This is a genomic window from Streptomyces pseudovenezuelae, assembly GCF_029892565.1.
Lineage (GTDB): Bacteria > Actinomycetota > Actinomycetes > Streptomycetales > Streptomycetaceae > Streptomyces > Streptomyces pseudovenezuelae_A.
This window is the reverse complement of record NZ_JARXVH010000002.1, coordinates 243,116-269,898: the sequence shown is the minus strand read 5'-3', so window position 1 is coordinate 269,898 and position 26,783 is coordinate 243,116. Positions and strand designations below refer to the sequence as shown.

26 protein-coding genes are annotated in these 26,783 nt (G+C 70.8%); 11 read left to right on the top strand and 15 right to left on the bottom strand.

The window, feature by feature from the left end:
• Positions 1 to 54: 54 nt before the first annotated feature.
• A complete protein-coding gene (locus tag M2283_RS05985) occupies positions 55 to 2,832 on the top strand; it encodes a hypothetical protein (protein WP_280874975.1) in 2,778 nt (925 codons plus the stop codon).
• Positions 2,833 to 2,904: 72 nt separating this feature from the next.
• On the opposite strand, the gene M2283_RS05980 is transcribed toward M2283_RS05985, so the two are convergent.
• From M2283_RS05980 to M2283_RS05970, 3 genes are read right to left on the bottom strand one after another with little or no spacing between them, the layout of a single operon-like run.
• Positions 2,905 to 3,315, bottom strand: coding sequence for a PPOX class F420-dependent oxidoreductase (locus M2283_RS05980; RefSeq protein WP_280874973.1), 411 nt, complete (start codon positions 3,313 to 3,315; stop codon positions 2,905 to 2,907).
• Between the two features lie 10 nt (positions 3,316 to 3,325).
• Entirely contained in the window at positions 3,326 to 4,084 is a 759-nt protein-coding gene (locus M2283_RS05975) for a type 1 glutamine amidotransferase domain-containing protein (protein ID WP_280874971.1), read from the bottom strand.
• A gap of 51 nt (positions 4,085 to 4,135) precedes the next feature.
• Positions 4,136 to 5,314, bottom strand: coding sequence for a MalY/PatB family protein (locus tag M2283_RS05970; RefSeq protein ID WP_280874969.1), 1,179 nt, complete (start codon positions 5,312 to 5,314; stop codon positions 4,136 to 4,138).
• Positions 5,315 to 5,338: 24 nt separating this feature from the next.
• Here M2283_RS05970 and M2283_RS05965 point away from each other — a divergent pair, with 24 nt between their 5' ends.
• The 3 genes from M2283_RS05965 (at position 5,339) to M2283_RS05955 (ending at position 8,809) form a co-directional block, all read left to right on the top strand.
• Positions 5,339 to 6,400 carry a DUF3800 domain-containing protein gene (locus M2283_RS05965; protein ID WP_280874968.1) on the top strand — a complete coding sequence of 354 codons (1,062 nt, stop codon included), beginning with the start codon at positions 5,339 to 5,341 and terminating at the stop codon, positions 6,398 to 6,400.
• A gap of 53 nt (positions 6,401 to 6,453) precedes the next feature.
• Entirely contained in the window at positions 6,454 to 7,287 is an 834-nt protein-coding gene (locus M2283_RS05960; RefSeq protein WP_280874967.1) for an SAM-dependent methyltransferase, read from the top strand.
• A 142-nt stretch (positions 7,288 to 7,429) separates the two neighbouring features.
• Positions 7,430 to 8,809 carry a S1 family peptidase gene (locus M2283_RS05955; RefSeq protein ID WP_280874966.1) on the top strand — a complete coding sequence of 460 codons (1,380 nt, stop codon included), beginning with the start codon at positions 7,430 to 7,432 and terminating at the stop codon, positions 8,807 to 8,809.
• A 101-nt stretch (positions 8,810 to 8,910) separates the two neighbouring features.
• On the opposite strand, the gene M2283_RS05950 is transcribed toward M2283_RS05955, so the two are convergent.
• A complete protein-coding gene (locus M2283_RS05950) occupies positions 8,911 to 9,096 on the bottom strand; it encodes a hypothetical protein (protein WP_280874965.1) in 186 nt (61 codons plus the stop codon).
• Positions 9,097 to 9,195: 99 nt separating this feature from the next.
• Complete coding sequence (locus M2283_RS05945; RefSeq protein ID WP_280874964.1) at positions 9,196 to 10,356, bottom strand: ROK family transcriptional regulator; 1,161 nt, start codon at positions 10,354 to 10,356, stop codon at positions 9,196 to 9,198.
• Between the two features lie 176 nt (positions 10,357 to 10,532).
• Between M2283_RS05945 and M2283_RS05940 the strand changes: the two genes are divergently transcribed.
• Positions 10,533 to 11,735, top strand: coding sequence for a Gfo/Idh/MocA family protein (locus M2283_RS05940; protein ID WP_280874963.1), 1,203 nt, complete (start codon positions 10,533 to 10,535; stop codon positions 11,733 to 11,735).
• A gap of 31 nt (positions 11,736 to 11,766) precedes the next feature.
• On the opposite strand, the gene M2283_RS05935 is transcribed toward M2283_RS05940, so the two are convergent.
• On the bottom strand, positions 11,767 to 12,465 hold the full coding sequence (locus M2283_RS05935; protein WP_280874962.1) for a L,D-transpeptidase family protein: 699 nt from the start codon (positions 12,463 to 12,465) through the stop codon (positions 11,767 to 11,769).
• Positions 12,466 to 12,611: 146 nt separating this feature from the next.
• Entirely contained in the window at positions 12,612 to 13,397 is a 786-nt protein-coding gene (locus tag M2283_RS05930) for an SDR family NAD(P)-dependent oxidoreductase (RefSeq protein ID WP_280874961.1), read from the bottom strand.
• 49 nt (positions 13,398 to 13,446) lie between these two features.
• Between M2283_RS05930 and M2283_RS05925 the strand changes: the two genes are divergently transcribed.
• The gene (locus M2283_RS05925; protein ID WP_280874960.1) at positions 13,447 to 13,983 is read left to right on the top strand and encodes a hypothetical protein; all 537 of its coding nucleotides are present in this window, start codon (positions 13,447 to 13,449) and stop codon (positions 13,981 to 13,983) included.
• A gap of 2 nt (positions 13,984 to 13,985) precedes the next feature.
• On the opposite strand, the gene M2283_RS05920 is transcribed toward M2283_RS05925, so the two are convergent.
• From M2283_RS05920 to M2283_RS05905, 4 genes are all read right to left on the bottom strand, one after another.
• Complete coding sequence (locus tag M2283_RS05920; RefSeq protein ID WP_280874959.1) at positions 13,986 to 14,900, bottom strand: SDR family oxidoreductase; 915 nt, start codon at positions 14,898 to 14,900, stop codon at positions 13,986 to 13,988.
• Positions 14,901 to 14,989: 89 nt separating this feature from the next.
• Positions 14,990 to 15,364, bottom strand: coding sequence for a DUF4180 domain-containing protein (locus tag M2283_RS05915; RefSeq protein ID WP_280874957.1), 375 nt, complete (start codon positions 15,362 to 15,364; stop codon positions 14,990 to 14,992).
• Between the two features lie 26 nt (positions 15,365 to 15,390).
• Positions 15,391 to 16,020, bottom strand: coding sequence for an MBL fold metallo-hydrolase (locus tag M2283_RS05910; RefSeq protein ID WP_280874956.1), 630 nt, complete (start codon positions 16,018 to 16,020; stop codon positions 15,391 to 15,393).
• Entirely contained in the window at positions 16,020 to 17,105 is a 1,086-nt protein-coding gene (locus M2283_RS05905; protein WP_280874955.1) for an S-(hydroxymethyl)mycothiol dehydrogenase, read from the bottom strand. Before M2283_RS05905 ends, M2283_RS05910 begins: the two co-directional genes overlap by 1 nt.
• A 473-nt stretch (positions 17,106 to 17,578) precedes the next feature.
• On the opposite strand from M2283_RS05905, the gene M2283_RS05900 reads away from it, so the two are divergent.
• The 3 genes from M2283_RS05900 to M2283_RS05890 are packed head-to-tail and all read left to right on the top strand — an operon-like array spanning position 17,579 to position 20,877.
• Positions 17,579 to 18,925, top strand: a complete 1,347-nt coding sequence (locus M2283_RS05900) for an FAD-binding protein (protein WP_280874954.1) — start codon at positions 17,579 to 17,581, stop codon at positions 18,923 to 18,925.
• Positions 18,926 to 18,968: 43 nt separating this feature from the next.
• On the top strand, positions 18,969 to 19,094 hold the full coding sequence (locus tag M2283_RS05895) for a hypothetical protein (RefSeq protein WP_280874953.1): 126 nt from the start codon (positions 18,969 to 18,971) through the stop codon (positions 19,092 to 19,094).
• A gap of 28 nt (positions 19,095 to 19,122) precedes the next feature.
• Positions 19,123 to 20,877 carry an ABC transporter ATP-binding protein gene (locus M2283_RS05890; protein ID WP_280874952.1) on the top strand — a complete coding sequence of 585 codons (1,755 nt, stop codon included), beginning with the start codon at positions 19,123 to 19,125 and terminating at the stop codon, positions 20,875 to 20,877.
• A 16-nt stretch (positions 20,878 to 20,893) separates the two neighbouring features.
• On the opposite strand, the gene M2283_RS05885 is transcribed toward M2283_RS05890, so the two are convergent.
• A complete protein-coding gene (locus M2283_RS05885; RefSeq protein ID WP_280874951.1) occupies positions 20,894 to 22,354 on the bottom strand; it encodes an aldehyde dehydrogenase family protein in 1,461 nt (486 codons plus the stop codon).
• Between the two features lie 134 nt (positions 22,355 to 22,488).
• Complete coding sequence (locus M2283_RS05880; protein WP_280874950.1) at positions 22,489 to 22,782, bottom strand: hypothetical protein; 294 nt, start codon at positions 22,780 to 22,782, stop codon at positions 22,489 to 22,491.
• A gap of 172 nt (positions 22,783 to 22,954) precedes the next feature.
• Between M2283_RS05880 and M2283_RS05875 the strand changes: the two genes are divergently transcribed.
• The gene (locus M2283_RS05875; protein WP_280874949.1) at positions 22,955 to 23,320 is read left to right on the top strand and encodes a nuclear transport factor 2 family protein; all 366 of its coding nucleotides are present in this window, start codon (positions 22,955 to 22,957) and stop codon (positions 23,318 to 23,320) included.
• A 232-nt stretch (positions 23,321 to 23,552) separates the two neighbouring features.
• On the opposite strand, the gene M2283_RS05870 is transcribed toward M2283_RS05875, so the two are convergent.
• Together M2283_RS05870 and M2283_RS05865 are read right to left on the bottom strand one after the other, a co-directional pair.
• A complete protein-coding gene (locus M2283_RS05870) occupies positions 23,553 to 24,524 on the bottom strand; it encodes a CU044_5270 family protein (RefSeq protein ID WP_280874948.1) in 972 nt (323 codons plus the stop codon).
• The gene (locus tag M2283_RS05865) at positions 24,517 to 25,053 is read right to left on the bottom strand and encodes an RNA polymerase sigma factor (protein WP_280874947.1); all 537 of its coding nucleotides are present in this window, start codon (positions 25,051 to 25,053) and stop codon (positions 24,517 to 24,519) included. Before M2283_RS05865 ends, M2283_RS05870 begins: the two co-directional genes overlap by 8 nt.
• Before the next feature lie 106 nt (positions 25,054 to 25,159).
• On the opposite strand from M2283_RS05865, the gene ctaD reads away from it, so the two are divergent.
• Entirely contained in the window at positions 25,160 to 26,782 is a 1,623-nt protein-coding gene (ctaD, locus tag M2283_RS05860; protein ID WP_280874946.1) for an aa3-type cytochrome oxidase subunit I, read from the top strand.
• Position 26,783 lies beyond the last annotated feature (1 nt).

Genomic DNA, 26,783 nt, shown 5'->3' with positions numbered 1-26,783 from the left:
GAGGCCTCCGCTGACCAACGGGGCGCCTGAGCTGAGAACTTGAGGAGGGCAACCTTGATCCGTGCCCGGCGAATATGGGTGACCGCCGCGACGGTGCTCGCGGTGGCGGGGGGATCGCCAGGCTTGGCGCAGGCGGCTTTGCCGTCGGACGCCAGACCGCTCACGGTGACGGCCGACAGCGACGGCGGTCTGCCGCCGGGCTGGCGGATCGCCGGCGGGGGCGATCAACGGCAGCTGGTGTGGCGTTCGACCGCACCGGTGCCGATGGGGGACGCCCGCGTCGACTTCTATGCCGGGGACCGGCTGCTCGGCCACCCCGCACCCGGGAAGGACGGACGCACGTTCCGTCTCGACCTCGAACAGGCCGCCACGAAGGCGGAATTGACGGACCTTCAGGTGCGGTCCGGTGGACGGGAGTTGAACGCCGCAGGACGCGTCGAGACCCCGGGCGCCAAGCGGTCCGCGGCGGCCACACCGCCCGCCCGGCCACCGGCGAACTCCGTCGACCCGGGCAAGCCGGGTTCGTACCGCACGAGCACCGGCGAGTACGACCTCGACCCGGTCAAGCTCCCCGGCTTCGCCGAACCGGTCGAGATGCAGGCCGTGGTGGTCGCACCGAAGGGTGCCACGGGCAGCCGCCCGCTCGCCCTGTTCCTGCACGGCCGTCACCCCACCTGCTACGCCGGTGACGACATCGAGGGCGACTGGCCCTGCCCGCAGGGCACGAAGCCGATCCCGAGCTACCGGGGTTACCTGCGCGACCAGCAACTCCTCGCCTCCCAGGGCTATGTGACGGTGTCGATCTCCGCGAACGGCATCAACGGCCAGGACTGGCAGGCCGAGGACGGCGGCGCCCAGGCCCGCTCCTCGCTGGTGCGCCAGCACCTGGCCCGCTGGGCCGACTGGGCCGCCCATCCGAACTCGGCACCCACCGTCGTACGCAACGCTCCCAAGGCCGACCTCTCGCGCGTGCTGCTCGTGGGCCACTCGCGCGGCGGCGAGGGCGTCAACCGCGCGGCGATGGACAGCCTCTACCCGCCGCCCGCCGCGCAGGACGGCTACCACGGCCGGGTGCGCTGGCACATCCGCGGCACCGTCCTCATCGGACCGACGATCTTCGGCCAGAACCCGGTCGCGGACGTGCCTTCGGCGACCATCCTGCCGGGCTGCGACGGCGACGTCTCCGACCTCCAGGGCGAGGTCTACGTCGACGGCACCCGGGGCGTCAGCCGCGGCGCGGCCCTGCACAGCGCGGTGTACGTGGTCGGCGCCGACCACAACTTCTTCAACTCGGAGTGGACGCCCGGGCAGGCGGAGGCGCCCGCCTGGGACGACTTCTCCGAGGACCCGGACCAGCGGGACGCGGTGTGCTCGCCGGGCACCGCGACCCGACTGACCGCCGACCAGCAGCACAAGGCCGGCAGCACCTACATCGCGGCGGCGGCCCGGCTGTTCGTCGCCGGTGACGACCGGGTACGGCCGCTGCTCGACGGCTCGGGCAAGCGGGCCCCGTCGGCCGACCCCGCGCGAGTGCTCACCCACGCGGTCGGTGCCAAGCGGAACGGCGGCTTCCTGCCGGACGGCAAGCTCTCGGTGACCGGCGCCAAGCTGTGCGCGGTCGTGGACCCGGACCCCGCCAAGGCGTGCCTGGGCCCGGACACCAACGGGAGTTCGCCGCACTTCGCCCAGTGGGACACGACCCATGAGGTCGGCCGCCGCGCGGTCGCGCTGAAGTGGTCCGCGGCCGGATCGGCCGTGCGGGTGCGCCCCGGCTCCCCGGTGTCGCTCGGCGGGGCCAAGGACCTGTCGCTGCGTGTGATCGTGCCGCCCAACTCGACCGGCACCCGCCTGGACGTCTCCCTCACCGACACCCACGGCAAGCACGCCACCCTCGGTGGGGTCAAGGTCGACGGACTGCCGGGCACCGAGCGGACCAGCTCCTACTGGGCCCGCGAGGTACGCGTCCCGCTGACCGCCGCCACCCGGGCCGGTCTCGACCTCAAGCACATCAAGTCCCTTGACCTGACGCCGCGTTCACGCACGGGACAGGCCTGGCTGATGGACGCCTGGGGCTGGCGCACCGGCACTCCCGCGGTCACGGCGCCCGCGCTGCCCCGCGTCGACATCGGCCGCCTCACCGTCAAGGAGGGCGACTCGGGCGTACGGACCTACAAGGTGCCGGTGCAGGTGTCCGGACGCGGCTCCGGCCAGGTGCGTCTCTACGTCCTCGACCCGGTCACCGGCGGCGAGCAGGAACGCGTGGTGACGGTGCATCCGGGCGGCAACGCCATCGACGTGTCGGTGAAGGTGGAGGGCAACACGCGCTTCTCCTACGGCACTCAGGACGACGTGGTCGTCAAGGCCGTACGGGGTGCGGTCGTCGGCTCCCACCGCGGCGGCGTCCTGGTCGAGGACGACGATCCGATGCCGACGGTCACCGTGACGCCGGTGGCGGACCGGGTGACCGAGGGACAGCCGCTGCGCTGGAAGGTGACCCTGTCCGAGCCGGCGGACGCGGACCTCGGGGTGTGGTTCGGCATCCTGCCGGTCACCGACGGCACCGAGCTGTCGACGAAGGACGTGGATCCGCAGTGGCTCGCGGAGAACACGGGCGAGGAGCCCGATCCCGAGCGTCCCCTGTCCTCGCTGGAGTACTTCTCCCTGTTCGGTTACGTGCCCGCGGGTGAGCTGAGCGCGGAGATGACCCTGCCCACGATCACGGACCAGGTGACGGAGCCGACCGAGTCCGTCCGGTTCCAGCAGCTGAACGACAACGGGGAACCGCAGGAGGGCGGAGCGGCCCTCAACGGCACGGTGCTCGACGCGTCGTAGCCGATCCTCCCGTCGGCCACGGGCCGCGCGGCACTCCCCCGGAGACCGGGAACCGGAGTGCCGCGCGGTTCGTCATTCGGCGGCGGCGCCGGGCTGCGGCCCGTCGAAGCGCACGCGGATGCCGACGGTCCCGTCGAGGCCGCGCCGCAGCCTGCTGCCGAGGAGCGTGAGCCGGCCCATGATGCCGTACTTGCGGGTGAGGAGCTTGCGGTAGTGGGCGACGGTGGCCGCATCGGTGATCTCGGCGGTGGCCGGGACCGAGTCGCCGGTCGGATTGCCCCGCACGTCGCAGGGGCCGACGAGGACGTCGCCGCGCGCCCGGATCCGCTTGACCTTCCATGAGTCGGCCACCGTCCACACGCCGAGCGTGTCTCCGTCACGCACCACCCACACCGGGGTGGCGACCGTGGTGCCGTTCTTGCGATAGCTGGTGACCAGCAGGTACTTGCCCGAGGCGAGCCGGTCCAGCGTGGTGTCGTCCATGGCGCGCAGTCTATGCACCGGAAGCGGAACGGAGGAGTTCCAGGTAGCGGCGGGCGAAGAGGTACGCGTCGCCGGGCCAGCGGGCCGACAGATAGGCCCCGTCCTGCACGACGAAGGCGTGCGTGTCGTCGCTGGCCGTGCCGCGCCGCGTCAGCTCCCGGCGACCGCGCTCGAACTGCGCCTCCGGGTCGCCGAGCGCGGCCCGCACCTCGTCCTCGACGTACGCCGGGTAGGTGCGGTAGTAGCGGCCCAGACGCCAGGCGGTGGTCAAGTAGGCGACGCGTTCCATGTACTTGGGCAGGCAGGTCGTACGACGGTCCGTCAGGACGCCGCGTCCCGTGGCCGGGTCCTGGGTGCGTGCCAGCACCAGGACGCCGTGGCAGATCGCGCCGACGGGCCGGCCCAGCGCCCAGAACCGCGCGACCTGGCGTCGCAGTTCGGCCGACCCGAGGTACTGCCGCATGCCGGGCGCGTGTCCGCCCGGCAGCAACAGCCCGTCGTACGCCGTCACATCGACGTCGGCCCAGGCCGCCGTGTCGCTGAACTCCGGTGCCTCGGTGAGCTGTTCGTAGAACCGCTTGGGTTCGTCCGCCGCACCGAGCTGCCCGAAGAGCACGCCGGTCAGCAGGCGCGGGTCCGCGGCGGGCCGGGTGCCGGCGCGCTCGGTGACGAAGATGACCTCGTGCCCCGCGTCGGTCAGCACCCGCCAGGGCACGGCCACTTCAGTGACGTCGAAGTCGTGGTCGGGAAGCGGCATCAGCACGCGCATGGGCTCATCATCGCAGCCGTCGTCACGTGGGCATGGCACCCGGGCGACGGCTCAGCCGAGCGCCGCCGCCATCCGCCGTACGCCCTCCTCGACCACCTCCGGCGAGGTCGCCAGGTTCAGGCGTACGTGCCCGCGGCCGCCGGTGCCGAAGCGGGACCCGGCGCTCAGTGCCACCCTCCCCCGCTCCAGGAAGACGTCGGCCGGGTCGTCGCCGAGGCCGAGGCCACGGCAGTCGAGCCAGGCGAGGTAAGTCGCCTCACCCGGACGGCAGTTGACGGAAGGGAGATGCGCGGCGAGCAGGTCGGTGAGCAGCCGCCGGTTCTCGTCGAGCCCGGCGCGCAGCGCGTCCAGCCAGGCCGTGCCGTCCCGCAGGGCCGCGGTGTGGGCGATGATGCCGAGGTGGCTGGGCCCGTGGCTGACCTCCTCCGGCAGCCGGGCGAGGTCGGCCGCGGCCGCCGTACCCGCCACGGCGAGGGCGGCCTTCAGCCCGGCCAGGTTCCAGCCCTTGGAGGCGGACATGAGCGACAGGCCGCTCTCGGCGCCGGGCACACTCAGGTACGGCACGAAGTCCACGCCCGAGGCGGTCAGCGGGGCGTGGATCTCGTCGACGACCACGCGCACCCCGTACCGGTCGGCGAGGGCGGCGACCGCGGCCAGTTCGGCGGCGGTGTGCACCGTGCCGGTCGGGTTCTGCGGGCTGCACAGCAGGTAGGCGGCCCGGCCACCGCCCGCGACGGCCTGCCGGAAGGCCTCCTCCAGGGTGTCGAAGTCGATGCGCAGGTCGGGGCCGAGCGACGCCTCGACCACGCGTCGGTCCAGGTGCTCGATGAACTGGAAGAACGGCGGATACACGGGCGGATTGACCACCACCGGGTCCCCGTTCCCGGTGACCAGTCGCAGCATCTCGACGATGCCCATCATCACGTCGGGCACGATCGCGGTGCGCTCCACCGCGCACCCGTCCCACCCCCAGCGCTTCTCGGCGAACTCGGCCAGCGCCTCGGCGTAGGCCGTGCCGGCCGGGTATCCGGTGTCGCCGAGCGCGAGCGCATCGGTGAGCGCGCGCAGCACGGGTTCGGCGAGCGGCACGTCCATCTCGGCCACCCACAGGGGCAGTACGTCCGGCGGGTAGGTGCGCCACTTCATGCTCGTACGACATCGGAGTCGGTCGAGGGTGAGGGCGCACAAAGGGTTTGCCTCACCTGTGGTGTCGTGCGCGATCCTGGTCATGCGCTCAAGATAGGGGGCTCTGGTGTGACCTGGAACGATGCGTACGGGGCGCGGGCGGTGGAGGTCGCCTGCGACGAGTCGGGGTCGGACGGCGAGAACCTCACTGGCGGGAACACGGACGTGTTCGCGCACGCCGGTGTGCGACTGCCGATGGATTCCGCCGCCGCGTACGTGCAGGAGATCCGGGACCGGATCCGCTCGCCCGCCGAGGAGTACAAGGCCAATCACCTGCTGCGGGAGAAACACCGGGCGGTGCTGGAATGGCTGCTGGCGCCCGCGGGGCCGATCCACGGACACGCCAAGGTGCATCTCACCGAGAAGACCTTCTTCGTCGTCGATCAGGTCGCCGACCTGCTGCTCGGCGGCGGCTCCGAGGGCCTCGCCCTGTTCCGCGAGGGACCGAGGGTCCTCAGCGAGGAGCAGTGGCGGGAATTCCTTCAGGCGGCCAACCAACTGCTGCGGATCAGGAACGACGGGGAACCGGGAGATCCCGTCGCCGTCTTCTTCCGGACGGTGGAGGCGCTGCGGCGCGCCCATCCCGGTACGGACCTCGCGCAGATCCTGGAGCGGCTCGCGTCGGCCCGCCCGCGCGCCGAGGCCTATCGGGCGCAGGTCCTTTCCGGGCCGGTTCTGGTTCCGGTCCTCAATCCCTTACTGCCGGCGATCGTGGGGACAGCCGCGTTCTGGAGCGCGGGCGGTCGCACCGTGCATCTGACGCACGACCGGCAGAACATGCTGACGCCGGAACGGATCGCCTGGATCCAGCAGACCGCCCGACGGTCCGGAGTCGCACTCGGTGAGGTGCGGCTCGTGCACTCCCGCCTCGACGCGCGCGTGCAACTCGCCGACTTCCTGGCCGGGATCGCCCGCAAGATCGCCTCGGATGTGCTGAACCGGCGGGCGGACCCGGAACTGACCGCCCTGCTGCGCCCGTACGTGGATCCGGCGTCGCTGTGGGGGGACGCACGCAGTTGGGCACTGCTGGCGGGTGACAGCACGGGCGACGCCGACGGCGGGGCCGCAGGAGAAGTTGCCGGTAAAACTACCCGTGCGATTCCCTCGGCAGACATCAACTCAGCCGTCTAGATTGCCACTTGACACATCCGCACCCCCCACCAGGCACTCCAGGAGCTGACCCCGTGACGGAGCACATCCCAGCCACGGACGATCCCGCCGCGGCACTGCGCAGACGCATCGACACACTGCGCCCGCACGCGGCCCGGATCTGGAACTACTGGCTCGGTGGCGGCGACTACTACGAGGTCGACCGGGAGGCCGGCGACCGGATCCGTGAACTCCATCCGGCCATCGGCGAGTACGCCCGCGCGGACCGGCAGTTCCTGGAACGCGCCGTGCGTCACCTCGTCACCGAGGCCGGGATCCGCCAGTTCCTCGACATAGGCACCGGGCTGCCCACGGCCGACAACACCCACGAGATCGCCCAGCGGCACGCCCCGGAGTGCAGGATCGTCTACGTCGACAACGACCCGCTCGTCATGGCCCACGCCCGCGCGCTGCTCACGAGTTCCGCGGAGGGCCGCACCGACCACCTCGACGCGGACCTGCGCGACGTGGACACGGTCCTGGAACGGGCGGCCAGGACACTGGACTTCACCCAACCGGTGGCTCTCATGCTGCTGGGGGTGGTCATCTTCCTGCCGGACGAGGAGGATCCGTACGCCGTCGTCCGCCGGTACCTGGACGCGCTCCCGGCCGGCAGCCACCTCGTCCTCTCCCACACCATCACCAGCCCGGCGATGCCGGACGTGGACGAGGCGGTCAGGTTCTGGAACGAGCACGGCATCCCGCCCCTCACCCAGCGCAGCCCGCAGGCCGTGACCCGCTTCTTCGACGGGCTGGAGTTGCTGGAGCCTGGGGTGGTGTCGTGCTCGCGCTGGCGGCCGGAGGGGGCGCACGGGGCGGCCGTGCCTCAGGAGGTGGCGATGTACGGCGGAGTGGCCCTCAAGAAGTGAGCCGGGACGGTCCGCGAAACAGTGAGAAGATCACGCGCGCTCTGAACGCCTCCGCCTCCGCACCCGTTAAGGAGGGAGGGCACTCAACGACCGGAGCGCCCCGCGGTGTTGAGGCCGCGCGTTCGGGGTTCGGGAGCCATTGATGAGGCACGCACGACGACGGATCGTCCGGCGGGTTACGCGGCTGGCGGCCGTCGGCGGACTCCTCCTGGGAGGAGCGATGGTGACGCAGGCCGCCATGGCGAGTGAACCCTCCGGCACGTCCGCCGTCCCGTTCAGCGCCACGGACACCACGGACAAGGGCGCCCAACTCGCGTCCCGGCTCGGTACCTCCCGTACGGCGGGCAACTGGATCGGCGCCGACGGGCGGCCGGTCGTCGCGGTGACCGACGAGAGGACGGCCGCCGAGGTGGAGCGGGCCGGGGTCGTGGCGAAGGTCGTCAGCCACAGCATGAACGAGCTCAAGTCGGCCGCCTCGACGCTGCGTTCGGCGCCCCGGGTGCCCGGCACGGCCTGGGTGATGGACTACCGGACCAACCAGGTGGTGGTGCAGGGCGACAGCACCGTCTCCTCCTCCGACTGGTCCCGGATGACCCAGGTCGCGGGCAACATCGGCACCTTCGTGCGGATGGAGCGCACCCAGGGCACCTTCACCACCCGGATCAACGGCGCGCAGCCGATCCTGTCGACCGGCGGGCGCTGCTCGGCCGGCTTCAACGTGACGAACGGGCAGAGCGACTTCATTCTCACCGCCGGGCACTGCGGGCCGACCGGCTCGATCTGGTTCGCCGACAACCAGGGCAACCAGCAGGTGGGCAAGACGGTCCAGCAGAACTTCCCCGGCAGTGACTTCTCGCTGGTCCAGTACGCGAGCGGCACGGCGGGCGCCGGGGCCGACGTGGTCTCCATCGGCAACGGCAACGGCGTGCGGATCACGGGAGTGGGCGATCCGTCGGTAGGCGAGCGGGTGTTCCGCAGCGGCAGCACGAGCGGTCTGCGCGACGGGCAGGTGACGGGGCTGAACGCGACGGTGAACTACCCCGAGGGCACGGTGACCGGCCTGATCGAGACCAATGTGTGCGCCGAGCCCGGGGACAGCGGCGGCCCGATGTTCTCCGATGGCATCGCGCTGGGCGTCACCTCGGGCGGCAGCGGCGACTGCACCGCGGGGGGTACGACGTTCTTCCAGCCGGTGACCAAGGCGATGACCGCGCTCAACGTCCAGATGATCGTGTCCAAGCAGGGGGCGGCCGGGCAGAACGCCTCGCAGGCGCCGACGCCGGCCGCCTCCGCGACGCACAGCGCGATCGCCCCCGGTTCCACGTCCCCCGGGTCCTCGGCTCCCTCGTCGGGCATCGGGGCCGGCGCGACGCTCCTGTCCCGGATCACGGACCCCCAGAACGTCGGTCCGGGCCTGCTGGTGATCGCGGGCAGCATGGTCGCGCTGGTGGCCACCCGCTTCATCCGCGCCGAGCAGGACCGCAAGGCGTACCAGCGCCAGTACCGGGCGATGTGGGGATGACGCCAAGGGAAAGGGCACCCGTCCGGTCGGATCGGGTGCCCTCGTAGGTCTTTCGGAAGGCCGTCGAGGTCGAGGCTCGGGGGCTCTGGCCGGCGTGCGGGTCAGGCCGCGTGCGCCGGCTGCGGGGCCGCGGCGGCCCACTCCAGCACGAGCCGCTGGTACTCCTCGCGCTGCTCGACGCTCAGTGTCCCGCCCGACCGGTGCCACAGGGCCCGGATCTCCTCGTTGACCTCGTCTGCCGAGCGATCGGCGGCGGGTTCAACAGTGGTGGACATGGTGTGAAGCATACGGCCCGACGGGTGAAGGCGTTGTGAGTAATGGGGGGATAAACCGGCAATTCGGACCGTGTTACTGATCACGTCCATCTGCCGCATCAGGCCCGGAATTCACGTCTGCGCAGGTCCCAGCACCAGGACCTGGATGGCCAGCGCGGCCGCGCCCCGGGCCCAGTCGTGGAAGTCGGAGACCTTCGTCTCCAGGGCGACCCGGGGGGACAGCGGGTGCCGGTGGGTGCGGACCGTCTCCTCGACCGTGTGCCCGGCCACCTCCATCAGACCGACGCCCTCGCCGGCCAGCAGGATCTTCTGCGGCATCGCGAAGTTGGCGATGTGGGCGACCAGGATGCCGAGCGCGCGGGCCGCCTCGCCGATCACGCGGGCCGGGCCGGGGGTGCCGGCGGCGGCCAGGGCGAGGATCTCCTCGTAGCTGTGGTCACGGCCGGTGGCCGCGTTGATCTGGTAGCGGATGTTGCCGATCGTCAGCAGGGAGACGGCGCTGCCGCGCTCCCCGTCGGGGGTGAGCGGCCCGTCGGGGGCGAGGATCCAGTGACGGCCGAAGCCGCGGTCCTCCTCGGCGTTCGGCACCCGCTTGCCGCCCTGGACCAGCCCGTAGCCGATCCCCGCGCCGATGGTCAGGACGACGAAGCGGTCCAGGCCGCGGCCTGCGCCGAACCAGGTCTCGGCCTCGACGAGCGCGGCGACGTCGTTCTCGACGACCACGGGCAACCCCGTGCGCGCCCGCACCAGTTCGGCCAGCGGGACGTCCCGCCACAGCAGGAACGGCGACTCCCGCACCACGGCACGGTCCTCGACCAGGCCGCCCACACCGATGCCTATGCCGGCCAGACCCCGGTGCGCGTGAGTGAGCTCCTTGGTCATCTCCGCGAGCACATCGGCTACTTGGGCCGGATCGAGGGAGTCCAGCGGGCGGTCGAGGCGGGCGACGATGTCGCTCCTGAGGGTGGTGACGACGCCGTAGACCATGTCTGCGGTGATCTTGAAGCCGATGAAGGAGCGGGACTCGGCGACCACGTCCAGCGGCTGGGAGGGACGGCCCTGGCGCACCTCCGCCGGGGTGCCGGCCTCGGGGACCTCGACCAGCAGGCCCGACTCGATCAGCGGCTTGGTCAGCCGGGTGAGGCTGCCCGCGGAGAGGTCGAGCCGGCGGGCGAGTTCGGTGCGCGAGAGCGGCCCGTGGACGAGCACCTCGATCGCCACCGAGCGCTCACCCGCACTCAGCGGGAGCCAGCTGGCGGCATGAGTGGTCATGGACGTCGTTCTCCCCATGAATTAGTTTCACCGTAGAAGCAACAGGCACACCCTAGGGCCGCGGGATGCGCAAGCAAAGATGTCAGCACATTCCCGCAGACATCTTGACGAGACGATTCTTTCGCAACAAAAGTAAGTGGCGCGAGGATTCTCGACCAGCGAAGGACACGCCTTACATGACGTTCTCGATCGGCATCGTCGGCGCCGGGCAGTTCTCCGGCCAGTTCGCCACCCTGTTCCATGCCCACCCCGGTGTCGGCGACGTCTACGTCACCGACCTGCTGCCGGAGCGGGCCGAACAGCTCGTCGCCACCCAGCAGCTGGCCGGCACCTTCCCGTCGTACGAGGCGATGCTGGAGTCGAAGGCCGTGGACGCGGTCGCGATCTTCACGCAGCGCTGGACGCACGGCCCGCTCGTGCTGCAGGGCCTGAACGCCGGCAAGCACGTGTACTCCGCGGTCCCCATGGCGATCACCACCGACGAGATCGCCGCGATCATCGACACGGTCCGCACCACCGGACTGACGTACATGATGGGCGAGACCAGCCAGTACAACCCGGCGACCGTGCACGCGCGCAAGCAGATCGCCGAGGGCGCGTTCGGGCGGATCTTCTACGCCGAGGGCGACTACGTCCACGACATGGACCTGGGGTTCTACGAGGCGTACCAGTACAGCGGCGGCGAGAACTGGAAGGCGACCGCCAGCTATCCCCCGCTGCTGTACCCGACGCACTCGGTGGGCGGGGTGCTCGGTGCCTGGCAGACCCACGCGGTGAGCGTGTCGGCGATCGGAGTGGTCGACGACCGCGGGGACGGGGTCTTCGACAAGGACGTCAGCCAGTTCGGCAACGACTTCTCCAACGCGACCGCGCTGTTCGAGGTGGCCGGCGGCGGTTCGTTCCGTACGAACGAGTTCCGGCGGGTGGGCTACCCCTCGCAGATCCGGGAGTCACGTTTCCGGTTCTTCGGGACGGACGCCAGCATGGAGCAGCTCGCGACGGTGGCCTTCTGGCAGGACAAGAAGGGGGTGCAGGACATCAGCGAACTGCTGGAGCCCAAGCCCACCATGTCCCCCGACGACCCCTCGCTCCAGCACATCGCGCCCGACCTGCGGGCCGCGTTCACCTCGGGCTCGGCCCCCGTGCACGACCGCGCGCGGCTGCCGCGGGAGTTCGACCACCTGCACAACGGCCACGAGGGCAGCCACCACTTCCTGGCGGACGACTTCGTGACCGCGGTCAACACCGGGACGCTGCCCTCCGTGAACGCCTGGGTCGCCGCCCGCTACACCCTGCCGGGGATCATCGCGCACGACTCCGCGCGGCAGGGCGGGGCAAGGCTGGACATCCCGGACTTCGGGGACGCGCCCGAGGCGTGACGTCGTCCCGTGCGCCGGGTGCCCGATCCGATCAGGTGCCCGGCTTGCGGCCGTAGACGAAGACGTCGTCGCCCTTCTTCAGCAGCGACCAGTACTTCTTGGCGGTGGTCTTGGTCATGTTGACGCAGCCGTGCGAGCCCGGCGGGTTCCACATGCTGAGGTTGACCGAGTGGAAGGCCTGGCCGCCGTCGAAGAACTGGCTGTAGGGCATCGGCACGTCGTAGATGCTGGAGACGTGGTCGATGTCGCGCCAGTAGATCTTCTTCAGACCGGTGCGGGTCTCGTAGCCGTTGCGGCCCGTGCGGACCGGGACCGGGCCGTAGACGAGCCTGCTGCCGTCCTGGATCCAGCTGAGCTGGAGGGTGAGGTTGACGCAGGCGATGCGGCCCTTGTTGGTCGGGCACTTGCGGTCCTTGTTCGGGTTGTTCCCGACGGCCTTCTGCTTGTTCATCAGGTCCATCACGCCCCACGTGACGGATCCGGCGTAGCCGATGTTCGGCGTGATGCCGTGCTTGGTCTGGAAGGCCTTGATGGCCTTGCAGTCGGCGGTGGACTGCTTGCCGTCGACCGGCCGGCCGAGGAACTTCTCGACCTTCTTCTGGTAGGGCCCGGCCTGCGTGGTGCAGTTCGTGGCCGCCTGCGCGGGCGCGGTGCCGAGCGCGAGTGCGAGCGGTGCGACGAGTCCGGTGATCCCGAGTGCGACGGCTCCCCGTCTGCGTATGTCCCCCATGGTGGGCCCATTTCCCTTCTTGCGGTCGTATGACCGGGTACGTTCCTGCGATCTCTTCCACCTAGACCGGTGCCCGGTCCTCTTCGTTGTACGGCTGGGCGCGCTGCGACGAAACGGTGACAATCGGCCGTCGCCCGATGTCGTGGTCAGGGTCGGAGTCTGGCGGTGAATCCGGGGCTCGCGGCGGTGATGCCACCGTCGACCACGAGTGAGGTGCCGGTGATCCAGGACGCGTCGCGGGAGGCGAGGAAGGCGACGGCGGAGGCGATGTCGTCGGGCTCGCCGATCCGGCCCAGGGGGTAGAGGGGGCGGATCGCCTCAAGCTCGTCGTCCCGTCCCTCCCAGGCCGAGGTACGGATCGTCCCCGGGATCACGAGGTTGACGCGCACCCCTCGGGGAGCCGCGTGCCCGGCGAGGGTGCGGGTCAGGGAGCCGAGGCCCGCCTTTCCGGCGCTGTAGGCCTGGTTACCGAAGTCCACGATGCCGTTCACCGAGCCGATCGAGACGACGGCGCCGCGGCCCGATGCGGCCAGGTGCGGGAGAGCGGCCCGGCAGCAGCGGTAGGTGCCGGTCAGGGTGATGTCGAGGTCGCGGGCCCACGCGTCGTCCGTGCCGTCCTCGAAGAGCGGGGTGTCGGGCGTACAGTGGGCCGCGCAGTTGACCAGGACGTCCAGCGAGCCGAAGGCCTCGACGGCGTGCGCGACGGCCGCCTCCACCGACGCGCGGTCGGCCACGTCGCACTCCAACGCCTCGACGGCGAGCCCCTGTTCGCGCAGCACGCCCGCGGTCTTCTCCGCCTCGGGCCCGTCGACGTCGGCCATCAGGACCCGCGCCCCCTCCCCCGCGAGCCGCCGGGAGATCGCGGCACCGATACCACGGGCCGCGCCGGTGACCAGAACTCCGTATCCCTCGAAGCGCTTCGTGTCAGCCATGGGCCGAACCTACTCCCGAAACGATCAACTGGGCAGATACCGTGCGCCCATGTCAGCGTTCACGCAGCAACTGCCCGCGCTCATAGGTGTGGTGATCGGCGCGCTCGGTTCCTATCTGGCCGTGGTACAGGGTGATCAGGCCCGGTACCGCCGGGAGCGGGCGGCCCGTTGGGAGGAGCGGCGGCTCGCCGTGTACAGCGACTACGCGCGCGTGCTGAAGAAGACGGTCACGCTCACCTATCGGGTGGCCTCCCACCTGGGCAACGACCCGCATCCGCACCCCCTGTCGCCCGAGGAGGCGGCCCCGCTGATCGCCGAGGCCGGGCTCGCCCGCGACCCGGCCGGGGAGACGCTGCTCCTGCTGGGCAGTCCGGAGGTGGTGGGGAAGGCCCGGGTCTGGGTCGGCACGGTGCTGGCGATGGAGCGGTTCCTGCGCGAGGGCACGCGGGATCCCGACGCGTGGCAGGTCCTGCTGGAGCGGCAGCGGGCCGGACGCCAGGGCTACTACGCGGCCGTACGCGACGAGTTGGGCCTCGGGCCGGGGCACTCGGCGCGCTGGCCGCTGCCGCAGGTGCCGTCCGTCTGAGCTCAGCGGTAGCCGGTCACGTCCGCCGGTTTGCCCGTGTCCTGCACCTCGACGAGGTAGCGCCAGGCGTCGGGGCGGCTGCCGTCGAGGTCGGTGAAGCCGTAGTCCTGGGCGAGGCCGCCGCTGGAGAGGGACTGGCCGTTGCGGCGGGCCACCTCGGGGTCGGTGGCGAGCGCGGTGACGGCGCGGCCGACGTAGCGCGGGGTCTCGGAGATCGCGAAGTGCGGGACGGCTTCGAGGGCGTCGCGCCAGTTGTCCTCGCGCACGCCGAAGTGGCCGAGCATGATCTCCGAGCGCAGCCAGCCCGGAGTCAGCGCGACGGCGGTGGCACCGCGCGGGCCGAGTTCGTGGCCGAGGGCGAAGGCCATGCGCAGCACGGAGGACTTGGCGAGGTCGTAGAAGAAGGAGACCCGGTAGGTGTCGCGGTTGTAGTCCGCGGTGCCGTCGGTCATCTCGACGACGAGTCCGCCGGGGTGGCGCAGGAGGAGGGGCAGGGCGTGGTGGCTGGTGATCGCGTGTGTCTCGACCGCGAGCCGGAGCAGCCTCAGACCCTTGTCGAGGTCGTGCTCCCAGACGGGGGTGTCCCATTCGAAGAGGTTCTCGGCGCCCCAGATGTCGTTGACGAGGACGTCGAGCCGGCCCTGCTCGTCCGCGATGCGGTCGACGAGGGTGCGGACCTGGGCCGGGTCGAGATGGTCGGTGGGTACGGCGATGCCCTGGCCGCCGGCTTCGGTGACGAGGTCGGCGGTGTCCTCGATGGTCTCGGGGCGGTCGTACTCGGAGCGGCGCTCGCGGGTGGTGCGGCCGGTGACGTAGACCGTGGCGCCGGCCGCGCCCAGTTCCACCGCGACCCCGCGCCCCGCGCCCCGTGTCGCCCCGGCGACCAGCGCGACCTTGCCCTTCAGCGGTGCGGACATGTCCGACCTCCCGTTTCCCGTTGCGTGCGTGCCTCTGCGTCGAGGATCTCGGGAAAGCCGGACACCTTCTGTCGCCTATTCGAGGAGGTTCATCCAGTCGGGCGCAGCCTCGCGTCGAGCGCGTCGTGGTCGGCGAGGAACCACACGTGTCCGCCCTGGTTGGTCTCGTGCACGAAGTCGCGCAGGGCCGTGCTCTCGGAGACGTGCCGGGACACGTCTCCGACGATCACCAGGCGCTGGCGGTAGTTCACGAACTTCTGCATGACCGCGCCCGCCACCCCGGACCGCAGCCGGAAGAACTCGTCCGCGACCCGCTCGACGGGCACCGCCACGAGTTCGGCGTCCTGCCCCATCGCGTCGCCGATCAGGTCGAGCGCGGCCTGTTCACCGTCGAGCGGCGGGCCTTCGGGGTCGATGCGCAGGACGCGTACGCCGTGCAGGGTGACGAGCGTGTTGGTGGTCATGCCTGGTGATCGTATAGTCCGCCCGCTCAGTGCCCGCGCGCGATCCACTCCTCCAGGTGCGAGGCCTCGGCTCCGATGGTGGTGCCGTCGCCGTGGCCGGTGAGGACCTTGGTGTCGGGCGGGAGGGTGAGCAGGCGGTCGCGGATGGAGTCGATGATCGTCGGGAAGTGGGAGTAGGAGCGGCCGGTCGCGCCGGGGCCGCCCTGGAAGAGGGTGTCGCCGGTGAAGACCGTGCCCAGTCCGGGGTCGTAGAGGCAGATCGCGCCCGGTGCGTGCCCGGGGGTGTGGATCACGGTCAGGTCGGCGCCGGCGGCCTCGATGACCTGTCCGTCGGCCAGGTGCGCGTCGGGGTCGCGGTCGGGGTGGGTCTGCTTCCACAGGGGCAGGTCGTCGGGGTGCAGCCAGATGCGGGCGCCGGTGCGGTCGGCCAGGGCGGGCGCGGCGTCGATGTGGTCGTTGTGGGCGTGGGTGCACACGATGGCCACGAGCCGCCGGTCGCCGACGGCTTCGAGGATGGCGTCGGCGTCGTGCGCGGCGTCGATGACGATCGCCTCGTGGTCGTCGCCGACGATCCACACGTTGTTGTCGACGTCCCAGGTGCCGCCGTCGAGCGTGAACTGCCCTGAGGTGACGAGGTGTTCGATGCGCGCGGCCATCACAGCATCACCACCGAACGCAGGACGTCGCCCTGGTGCATCCGCTCGAAGGCCTTCTCCACGTCGGTCAGTTCGATCGTCTCGGTCACGAACGCGCCCAGATCCAGTCGGCCTTGGAGATGGAGGTCGATGAGCATGGGGAAGTCGCGGGAGGGCAGGCAGTCGCCGTACCAGGAGGACTTGAGCGAGCCGCCGTGTCCGAAGACGTCCAGGAGCGGGAGTTCGAGCTTCATCTCCGGGGTGGGCACGCCGACCAGCACCACGGTCCCGGCGAGATCGCGGGCGTAGAAGGCCTGCTTGTACGTCTCCGGGCGGCCGACCGCCTCGATGACGACGTCGGCGCCGAACCCGCCGGTCAGCTCGCGGATCGCCTCGATCGGGTCCGTGTCCTTGGAGTTGACGGTGTGGGTGGCGCCCATGGTGCGGGCGGTCTCCAGTTTGCGGTCGTCGATGTCCACGGCGATGATCCGCGCGGCCCCGGCCAGGTTCGACCCGGCGATCGCCGCGTCGCCCACGCCGCCGCAGCCGATGACGGCGACCGTGTCGCCCCGGCCGACGTTCCCGGTGTTGATCGCGGCGCCGATGCCGGCCATCACCCCGCAGCCGAGCAGTCCGGCGACCTGCGGGGCGACGGACGGGTCGACCTTGGTGCACTGGCCCGCCGCGACGAGCGTCTTGTCGGCGAAGGCGCCGATGCCCAGGGCCGGGGAGAGTTCGGTGCCGTCGGTGAGGGTCATCTTCTGCTTCGCGTTGTGCGTGTTGAAGCAGTACCAGGGGCGTCCGCGCAGACAGGCCCGGCAGTTCCCGCACACCGCACGCCAGTTGAGGATCACGAAGTCGCCGGGCGCGACGTCGGTGACGCCCTCGCCGACCGACTCCACGACGCCGGACGCCTCGTGGCCGAGCAGGAACGGGAAGTCGTCGTTGATTCCGCCCTGTTTGTAGTGCAGGTCGGTGTGACAGACCCCGCAGGCCTGGATCTGCACGACCGCTTCACCCGGGCCCGGGTCGGGTACGACGATCGTCTCCACCCGTACCGGCTCGTCCTTGCCCGGTGCGATCACGCCACGTACTTCCTGCGCCATGGTGGGGACCCCTTTCGTCGACCGACATCCGTCCCTCCGACCCTACGGGCAACTGATCGGTAACGGCACGGCCGGGCACCCTCGCGCCCTGGTCGGGTCACCGCGGGAAGTCCCGCACGGGCGGACACGTGCACGAACGCGACCGGGTTTCAGAACGGTGGCAAGAATTGGTTAAGAGCTGTGTCGGCACTTTCTTGTATTGCTCTCAATTCCCCACGCAGGGGACTCCGAAGCCGTGCGCTTTAATCTCTGAGAATAGGTCGACGCACGACTTTCCCGTAACAAGCGACCGAAAGGGCAGCCGACATGGCCGACACCAGGACTCCTCCTGGCGCAGGTCCTTACCGCACGGCCGCGCCGGTTGCCGAGCGGCACGCGGAGCGCGGTCTTCTCCAGGACCGCGTCTTCACCGAAATTTTCGCAAGCCGAATAGCGAACCCCGCATTCGACTTCCACACGCTGGGAAGTGCGGCATGACAGGCACGTCCGGACTCATTCCCACAACGGTCACCCGGGAGGCGGACCTGCTCCGCGCGTCCGCCGATTTCGGCCACATCGTCGAATCCCGCCCCCGTGGCGTCCTCGCGGCGCGGTCCGCCGACGCCGTCCGCGAGCTCATCGCCTTCGCCGGGCCGCAAGGGCTCGCGGTGTCCGCGCGCGGCGGCGGCCAGGCCCTGTACGGCGAGGGCCAGGCCGACGACGGTTACGTGGTCGACATGGCGGCGCTCGACGAGGTGCGCTGTGTGCCCGGCGAGCGGACGCTGGTCGCCGGTGCGGGCGCCCTGTGGCGGGACGTCGTACGGGCCGCGCTGGCCGAGGGTCTCGCGCCGCCGGTGCTGCCGGACCACCTGGGCAGCAGCGTCGGCGGGGTGTTGAGCACCGGCGGTTTCGGCGGCTCCAGCCACCGCTTCGGTCTGGTCGCCGACTGGGTAAGGGAGTTGGAGGTTGTCACCGGCACCGGCGAGTGCGTGACGTGCTCGCCCGAGGTCGAACCGGAGCTGTTCCACGCCGTCCTGGCGGGACTCGGCCAGTGTGCGCTGATCGTCCGCGCCACGCTCCGGCTGGTCCCCGCGCCGACCCTGGTCCGCCGCTACCGCCTCTACCACCCCGCCCCCGGCACGTTCTTCGCCGACCAGCGGCGGCTGGCCCGGGATGCCCGCTTCGGCCATGTGGTGGGCCAGGCCCGACCCGCGCTCGGCGGCGACTGGCAGTACGTGATCGACGCGGTGGCCCCGCACACCGGTCAAGTCCCCACCGACGATGGGTTGTTCGTCGGCGACCTGGACCATGAACAGGACACCGCGGAGATCGAGGATCTCTCCTACGAGGAGTACCTGTATCGCCTCGACCGCGACGAACGGCTGTTGCGGGCCTCCGGCGAGTGGCAGCGCCCGCACCCCTGGCTGACGCTGCTGCTCCCCGAGGAGGCCGCCGCCTCCTTCGTCCCGTCCGTGCTCGCCGAGGGCGCGCAGGAGGGGCTGCGCGGCTGCGGAGTCGTCCAGCTGCGGCCCCTCACGGGCAGCGCCCTGCACGCCCCGCTGCTGCGCCGACCGCCCGGCGAACTCCTCTGCCTGCTCTCGTTGATGCGCACGGCACCGCCCGAACGCCCCGACGTGGTCGGCCAGTTGGTCGCCGCGAACCGGGCCGTCTACGAGCGGGCCAGGGCCGTCGGCGGGGTCCTGTACCCGGTCAGCGCGCTGCCGATGACGCCCGAGGACTGGCGGGCCCACTACGGACCCGCCTGGGACGACCTCGTCCGCGCCAAGGCCCTGTACGACACGAATCGCATCCTGACCAGGGGGTACGGCCTGTGGCCGTGACTGCCGTGACGTCTTCTGCGGGGCGTCGCCCCAACAGGTCGACATGGCACCCCAACTGGGCCCGGGCCAAGTGCTGGTGGACATGCCGGCGGAACGCCTGCCCGACACCTTCACGCTGTCGACGGCCCGGGACTGGCATCGGCTCGGGGCGGTCGCCGACGTAGCCTGAATGCTCACCCGCCTGTTGAAGGAGCGCAGTGAGCATCGCAGAGACCCTGCCCGACCCGCCCGCCTGGCGGCTGCTCCTCGCCTATGTCCGGCCGCACCGGTGGACGCTGCTGGCAGGCGCCCTGCTCTCGCTGCTCACCGGTGCCACCGGGCTGCTGCTCCCGCTGGTGGCCAAGGGGTTGATCGACGACCTGTCGCACGACCGGACCATCACCGGCGCCCTGCTGGCCATGTCAGCGCTCGTGGTGACCAACGCGGCGCTGGGCGCGCTGGGTTCGTACGTGCTGCGGCGCACCGCCGAGTCGGTGGTGCTCGGCGCGCGGCGCGCCCTGTCGTCGTATCTGCTGCGGCTGCGGATCACGGCCGTCGACCGCAGCGAGCCGGGCGATCTGATGGCCCGGATCACCTCCGACACCACGCTCCTGCGCGAGGTCACCACCGACTCGCTCGTGGGCCTGGGCACGGGCGGGCTGACGCTCGTCGCGACCATCGTGATGATGGGCCTGGTCGATCCGGTCCTGCTCGGGGTCACCCTGGCCGTGGTCGTCTGCGCGGGGACGGTGCTGGGCCTGATCGTCCCGCGCATCAACCGGGCGAGCCGGCAGGCGCAGGACGCGGTCGGCGTGATGGGCGCCTCGCTGGAGCGGATCCTGGGCGCGCTGCGCACGATCAAGGCGTCCGGCGCCGAGCACCGCGAGGAGCGCACCCTGCACGAGGCCGCCGAGGAGTCGTGGCGGCAGAGCGTGCGGGCCGCCAAGTGGACGGCGGCGGCGGGCAACACGGCGGGCCTGGCGATGCAGATCGCCTTCATCACGGTGCTCGCGGTGGGCGGGGCACGGGTCGCGACGGGGGCCATCGACGTCGGCACACTGGTCGCGTTCCTGCTCTACGTCTTCTATCTGATGCAGCCGATCCAGCAGGTGGTCGGCGCGATCACCCAGTACCAGACGGGTGCCGCGGCCCTCGCCCGTATCCAGGAGGCACTGAGCCTGCCCGCCGAACCGGCGGCCGAGCCCGCCCCGTTGCCCTCCACCGACGCCGAACCGGCCGCGCTCGCCTTCACCGACGTCCGCTTCCGGTACGCCGACGACCTGCCCTACGTCCACCACGGGGTGACGTTCGCCGTGCCGGCCCAGGGAATGACGGCGTTCGTGGGCCCGTCCGGCGCGGGCAAGACGACGGTGTTCTCCCTCATCGAGCGGTTCTACGACCCCGAGTCGGGCGCGATCACCCTCGACGGACGCGCCCTTGAGGACTGGGAGTTGCCCAAGCTCCGGTCCGCGATCGGGTACGTCGAGCAGGACGCGCCCGTCCTGTCCGGCTCCCTGCGGGACAACTTGCTGCTGGGCAACCCGGAGGCCGACGGCGACGCGCTCACCCGCGTGCTCAGGACGACCCGCCTGGACGGCCTGATCTCCCGGCTGCCCAAGGGCGTTGACACTCTGGTCGGCCACCGGGGTACCAAGCTCTCGGGCGGCGAACGGCAGCGTGTGGCCATCGCCCGCGCGCTGCTGCGCCGCCCCCGCCTCCTGCTGCTCGACGAGGCCACCTCGCAGCTGGACGCGGTGAACGAGGCCGCGTTGCGTGACACGGTCGCCGATGTCGCCCGTACGACGACGGTGTTGGTCGTCGCCCACCGGTTGTCGACGGTGACGACGGCGGACCGGATCGTGGTGATGGACGCGGGCCGGGTACGGGCCGTGGGCACCCACCGCGAACTGGTGGCCGGCGACCCGCTGTACGCGGAGCTGGCGGCCACGCAGTTCCTGGCAACGGCGGGGTGATTCTTGGGCGTTGAGCCTAGAAGGGGTAGTGCGCCTGCTGGGTGGCGATGGTCACCCAGCGGGTGTTGGAGAACGCCTCGATGCCCCAGCGACCGCCGAAGCGCCCGTACCCGGAGGCCTTCACCCCGCCGAAGGGGGCCTGTGGTTCGTCGGCCACCGACTGGTCGTTGATGTGCACGATGCCGGTGCGGATCCGGCGCGCGACGGCCAGCCCGTGGGTGGCGTTCTCGGTGATGATGCCGCAGGTCAGTCCGTTGTCGGTGTCGTTGGCGACGGCCACCGCGGTGGCGTCGTCTGCGAAGGTGTCGAGCACGCAGACCGGTCCGAACGCCTCCGCGTAGTACAGCTCGGCGTCCTTCGGCACATCGCTCAGTACGGTCGCCGGGTGCACGGCCTCTTCGGGCTCGCCCGCGCCGACGACGACCTTCGCGCCCTTGGCCACGGCGTCCCCGACCAGCGCGGCCACCCGCCGCGCCGACGACGCGCTCACCAGCGGGCCCACCACGGTGTGCGGGTCCGACGGGTCACCGGCCTGCAGCGAGGCCACCTTCGCGGCGAACTTGGCGGTGAACTCCTCGGCCAGCGACTCGTGTACGAGGATCCGGTCGCCGGACATGCAGATCTGGCCGGCGTTCATGAACACGCTGAAGGTGACGGCGTCGACCGCGTAGTCCACGTCGGCGTCGTCGAGGACGATCACCGCGTTCTTGCCGCCCAACTCCAGTACGGCGGGCTTGAGATGGCGGGCCGCGTGCTCGCCGATGATGCGGCCGACGCCGGTGGAGCCGGTGAAGTTGACGGCCCGTACCCGCTCGTCGGCGATGAGCGCCTCGGCGATCTCGGCGGCGTCCTCAGGGGCGTTGGTGACCACGTTGAGCACGCCGTCGGGCAGCCCGGCCTCGCGCAGTACATCGGCGACGAGCAGTCCGCAGGCGAGCGGCGCGTCCTCGCTGGGCTTGACGACGACCGTGTTGCCGGCCGCGAGCGGCGCCGCGACGGCGCGTACCCCGAGGATCACCGGGGCGTTCCACGGCGCGAACGCGGCGACCACGCCCAGCGGTTCACGCACGGCCAGTCCGAACGCGCCCTGCTCCTGGGTGCTGAGCACCTCGCCGCGCGGTGCGGTGATCGCGGCGGCGGCCTCGCGCAGGATGTTCGCGGCCAGGGCCACGTTGAAGTACGCCCAGGGCCGGGTGCCGCCCGCCTCCCGGGCCATCAGCTCGGCGACCTGCTCGCCCCGGGCGTCCAGCAGATCGGCCGCCTTGAGGAAGATCGCCCGCCGGGCGAAGGGCGCCAGTGCCGCCCACTCCTCGAAGGCGGCGTCGGCCGCGTCCACGGCCCGCCGTACGTCCTCCGGGCTCGCGGCGGCCACGGTCGCGTACACCTCCCCGGTGTACGGATTCAGATCCTCGGCGGTCCGGCCGGAGGCGGCGGGCACGTCCTTGCCGCCGATGAACAGGTCACGGGTGATGGGCATCGTACGCACCTTTGCGTTCGCCAGGTGAAGCTTGATTCACGTTCTATGGCGATGCTGCGATCCGACTCAGGCAATGTCAAGGGCCGCCCGGTGTTCCGGGCGGCCCTTGGCTGGGACGTGCGACGTTCGGCCGACTACTCCATGCCCTCGAGCAGCCCGGTCACGGGGGCGGCGAGGTCGGTGACCTGGTGCAGCTGGTTGAGGTCGTTGAGCTTGTTCAGCTGCTGCAGCTGGCCGGAAGGCCGCGGGATCGCCGACTTGTGCTGCTCGGGGATGTCGCTCACGGTGAGCGAGTCGAGCGTGGCGATCGGGTTGATTTTCCCGGCGTCCGGTGCGGCCGCCTCGGCCGCGCCCGCCATCGGCGCGGCCAGACCGGTGATACCGACGGCAAGACCAACGGCGGCGACGATACGTCGTGTTGAGATCATGCTTTCAGCAACGCCACGCGACACTCGACGGTCACGGCCACCGGACCCCCCTCACCCATCAGGCCCAGCGCACGGTTGCGCTTGCCGAGCCCGCCGAGGCGGAGGAGGCTCGGAGGTGAGGCCCTCCGCCGCCCGTTCCCCTCTCGGGCCGCGGCCCTCCAGGGAGGTCACCATGGGCACGGCGGCACGCCCGGCGTTCGACACCGACACACTGCGCCGGGGCATCGAAGGACACACTCCGGAGACGCTTCTGTCTCTCTACGCGGACGACGCGGAACTGCGCGTCGTCAACCGCAACAGCCAGCCCAGCCACCCCACGGTCCTGCACGGCCGCGACGCGATCGGCCAGATGCTCGGCGACGTCTACAGCCGCGACATGACGCACAAGCTGGAGAAGTGCGTGATCCAGGGCGACAGCGCGGCCTACAGCGAGTCCTGCCAGTACCCGGACGGGGTCCGCGTCCTGTCCGAGTCGATGATCACGCTGCGCGACGGCAGGATCTCCGAGCAGATCATGATCGAGGCATGGGACGAGTAGGAGGCAGAACCGCGAGGGTCCGGATCACTTCCCGACTGACCTGGACCTTCTCGGCGCGGGCCGCGCCGGGGCGCACGCGGCGGCGGCCACGACCGGTCGCCGCTGCGGGCCGGCAGGTGTCCGCCGCGCTGCTCCGGTCGGTCCTGAGAGCGGCACGCCCCCGCCCGCTCACTCCGGGAGCACGGCCCGCCCGAAGGCTGCGCCTCCCCCACCGCTGAGCCGCGCCTCACCCTCAGCGCATCCACGCGCTGTAGTCCTCGACCGCACCCGCCTTCACCCCGTACTCGGGCATGGCCTTGGTGTAGACGGTCTCCAGGCCCAGGACGGCTCCGGTGGACGGGTCCATGATCAGCATCCGTCGGTAGCCGGGAGCGTCGTACACGTACGCCTGGCCGCGCCGGCCCAGGCGGTCGGTCACCTGGCCGGCCGGGCGCAGTCCCTCCGCGTCGGCCAGCAGTTCGGCGAGCGCCGCGGTCTCCGGGGCGCCGAGGGTCCAGTTGTCGAGCAACACCCCGACCGCGTAGAGGAGTTCGGGGGTGTCCATCGAGTCGTGGGTGTTCGTGGCCTCGGCGAGGTAGGCCCGGAGTTTCGCGGGGTCGTGCGGCGGGGGTGACTCGGGTGGGGCGTCGCTCCAACTGGGCGGGTAGGTCTGGCGGTTGATGACGTGGCGGTCCTCGACGAGGTGCGGGTCGCCGTTCGCGTCGCTGAGAACGGGGCGGCCGGGGTGGAGCGGGTCGGTGGCGACCACGAGTTCCGTATGGCTGCCGTCGGCCTTCCAGCGCACGACGCGCTCCTGCGGGAGGGTGATCGGGGGCTTGTCGTCGCTCATGCCCAGGCTCCAGGACTGGGCGTGGGTGCCCTTGCGCAGCCGGGGCGAGGCGTCGGTCGCGACCGCCTCGGCCCGCTCGGCCAGTTGTCGCAGGGAGACGGGGGTGGAGTCGGCCTGGACGATCAGCGGGCGGGGGGCGGCGACCGCGGGGGCGGTGCTCGGGCCGCTGAGCAGCAGGGTCAGCGCGGTCGTGGCGACCACGGCCCCGGTCGCGAGGCTCCAGAGAAGTCGAGTGCGGCGGCGTCCGGCGGGGCGTTCGTGCAGCAGCCGGTTGAGGTGGCGTTCGGCGTGGTGGTCGAGGGGGCCGTCGCCGTAGTGGGGGCCGTCGGCCGGCAGCGGGTTGGCGAGGCGCAGGAGGTCGAGGTCGTCAGCCATGGCCGTGTTCCTTGGTCAGGGTGGCGTCGGGGCGGATGCGGTCGATCTCGGCTCTGAGCCGACGCCGGGCCCGGTGCAGCCGCATCGCGGCGGCCCGGCTGCCGCAGCCGAGGGCGACGGCGACCTCGTCGATGCCCAGTTCCTCCCACGCCGTCAGGCGCAGCACCTCCCGGTCGGCCTCGGAGAGCCGGGTCAGCGCCTCGTGCACCCAGGCGCCCGGCGCCTCGGCGTCGGGGCTTTCCACGACCTGCCGACCGTGCGCGCTCTCGTCGTTGCCCAGCCGGTCGACCAACCGGCGCCGGCGTCCGTAACCGCGTACCGCGTTCGCCAGGCAGTTCCGTGCCACCCCGTACAGCCAGGGCAGTGGGGATCCCGGCAGGTCGGCCCGGCGTCGCCAGGCGACCGTGAACACCTCCGCCACCACTTCCTCCACCTCGCTGGTACGCCCGTCCAGTCGCCGCGCGACATAGCGGCTGACCGCCCAGTAGTGCTCGCGATAGGCAGCGGCGAAGATCTCGTCGTTGCTCATGTCCCTTTCGTGTCCGGCATCGGCCGGAACGTCACACCCCGATTCCGTGATTCAGATCGCGTTCCCCGAGTGTGACCGGTGAGGAGTGAGCGGACACAGGCGGGGCGTGAAGAACCTCAATCGCCAGAGCATCAAGTGGCTGACCACCACGGACCACAAGACCATCGGAACGCTGTATCTCGTCACGTCGTTCGCGTTCTTCCTGATCGGCGGCGTGATGGCGCTGCTGATGCGCGCCGAGCTCGCCCGGCCCGGTCTGCAGATCATGTCGAACGAGCAGTTCAACCAGGCGTTCACGATGCACGGCACGATCATGCTGCTGATGTTCGCGACGCCGCTGTTCGCCGGCTTCACGAACTGGATCATGCCGCTCCAGATCGGCGCCCCCGACGTCGCCTTCCCGCGGCTGAACATGTTCGCCTACTGGCTCTACCTGTTCGGCTCCACCATCGCCGTGGGCGGCTTCCTCACCCCGCAGGGCGCGGCCGACTTCGGCTGGTTCGCCTACTCCCCGCTCTCGGACGCGGTGCGTTCGCCGGGCATCGGCGCCGACCTGTGGATCATGGGTCTGGCGTTCTCCGGCTTCGGCACCATCCTGGGCGCGGTCAACTTCATCACCACCATCATCTGCATGCGCGCGCCGGGCATGACCATGTTCCGCATGCCGATCTTCGTGTGGAACGTGCTGCTGACCGCCGTCCTGGTCCTGCTGGCCTTCCCGGTTCTCGCCGCCGCGCTGTTCGCGCTGGAGGCGGATCGGAAGTTCGGGGCACATGTCTTCGACGCGGCCAACGGCGGGGCGTTGCTGTGGCAACACCTCTTCTGGTTCTTCGGCCATCCAGAGGTGTACATCATCGCGCTGCCGTTCTTCGGCATCATCTCCGAGGTCATCCCGGTCTTCTCCCGCAAGCCGATGTTCGGCTACATGGGCCTGATCGGCGCCACCATCGCCATCGCCGGCCTGTCGGTGACGGTGTGGGCCCACCACATGTACGTCACCGGCGGCGTGCTGCTGCCGTTCTTCTCCTTCATGACGTTCCTCATCGCCGTGCCGACCGGCGTGAAGTTCTTCAACTGGATCGGCACCATGTGGAAGGGATCGTTGTCCTTCGAGACACCGATGCTCTGGGTCATGGGCTTTCTCGTGACGTTCGTGTTCGGCGGCCTGACCGGCGTGATGCTCGCCTCCCCGCCCATCGACTTCCACGTCTCCGACAGCTACTTCGTGGTCGCCCACTTCCACTACGTGGTGTTCGGCACCGTGGTGTTCGCGATGTTCGCCGGCTTCCACTTCTGGTGGCCGAAGATGACCGGCAAGATGCTCGACGAACGCCTCGGCAAGATCACGTTCTGGACGCTGTTCATCGGCTTCCACGGCACCTTCCTCGTCCAGCACTGGCTGGGCGCCGAGGGCATGCAGCGCAGGATTCCCGACTATCTCGCGGTGGAGGGCTTCGCCACCCTCAACACCATCTCGACGATCTCCTCCTTCCTCCTCGGCTCGTCTCTCCTCCCCTTCTTCTACAACGTCTGGAAGACCGCCAAGTACGGGAAGAGGGTCGAGACCGACGACCCCTGGGGTTACGGCCGTTCACTGGAGTGGGCCACCTCCTGCCCACCCCCGCGCCACAACTTCGTCTCCCTCCCCCGCATCCGCAGCGAATCGCCGGCGTTCGACCTGCACCACCCCGAACAGCAGGTAGCTGAGCGGGAGTTGACGGCGCCGTGAC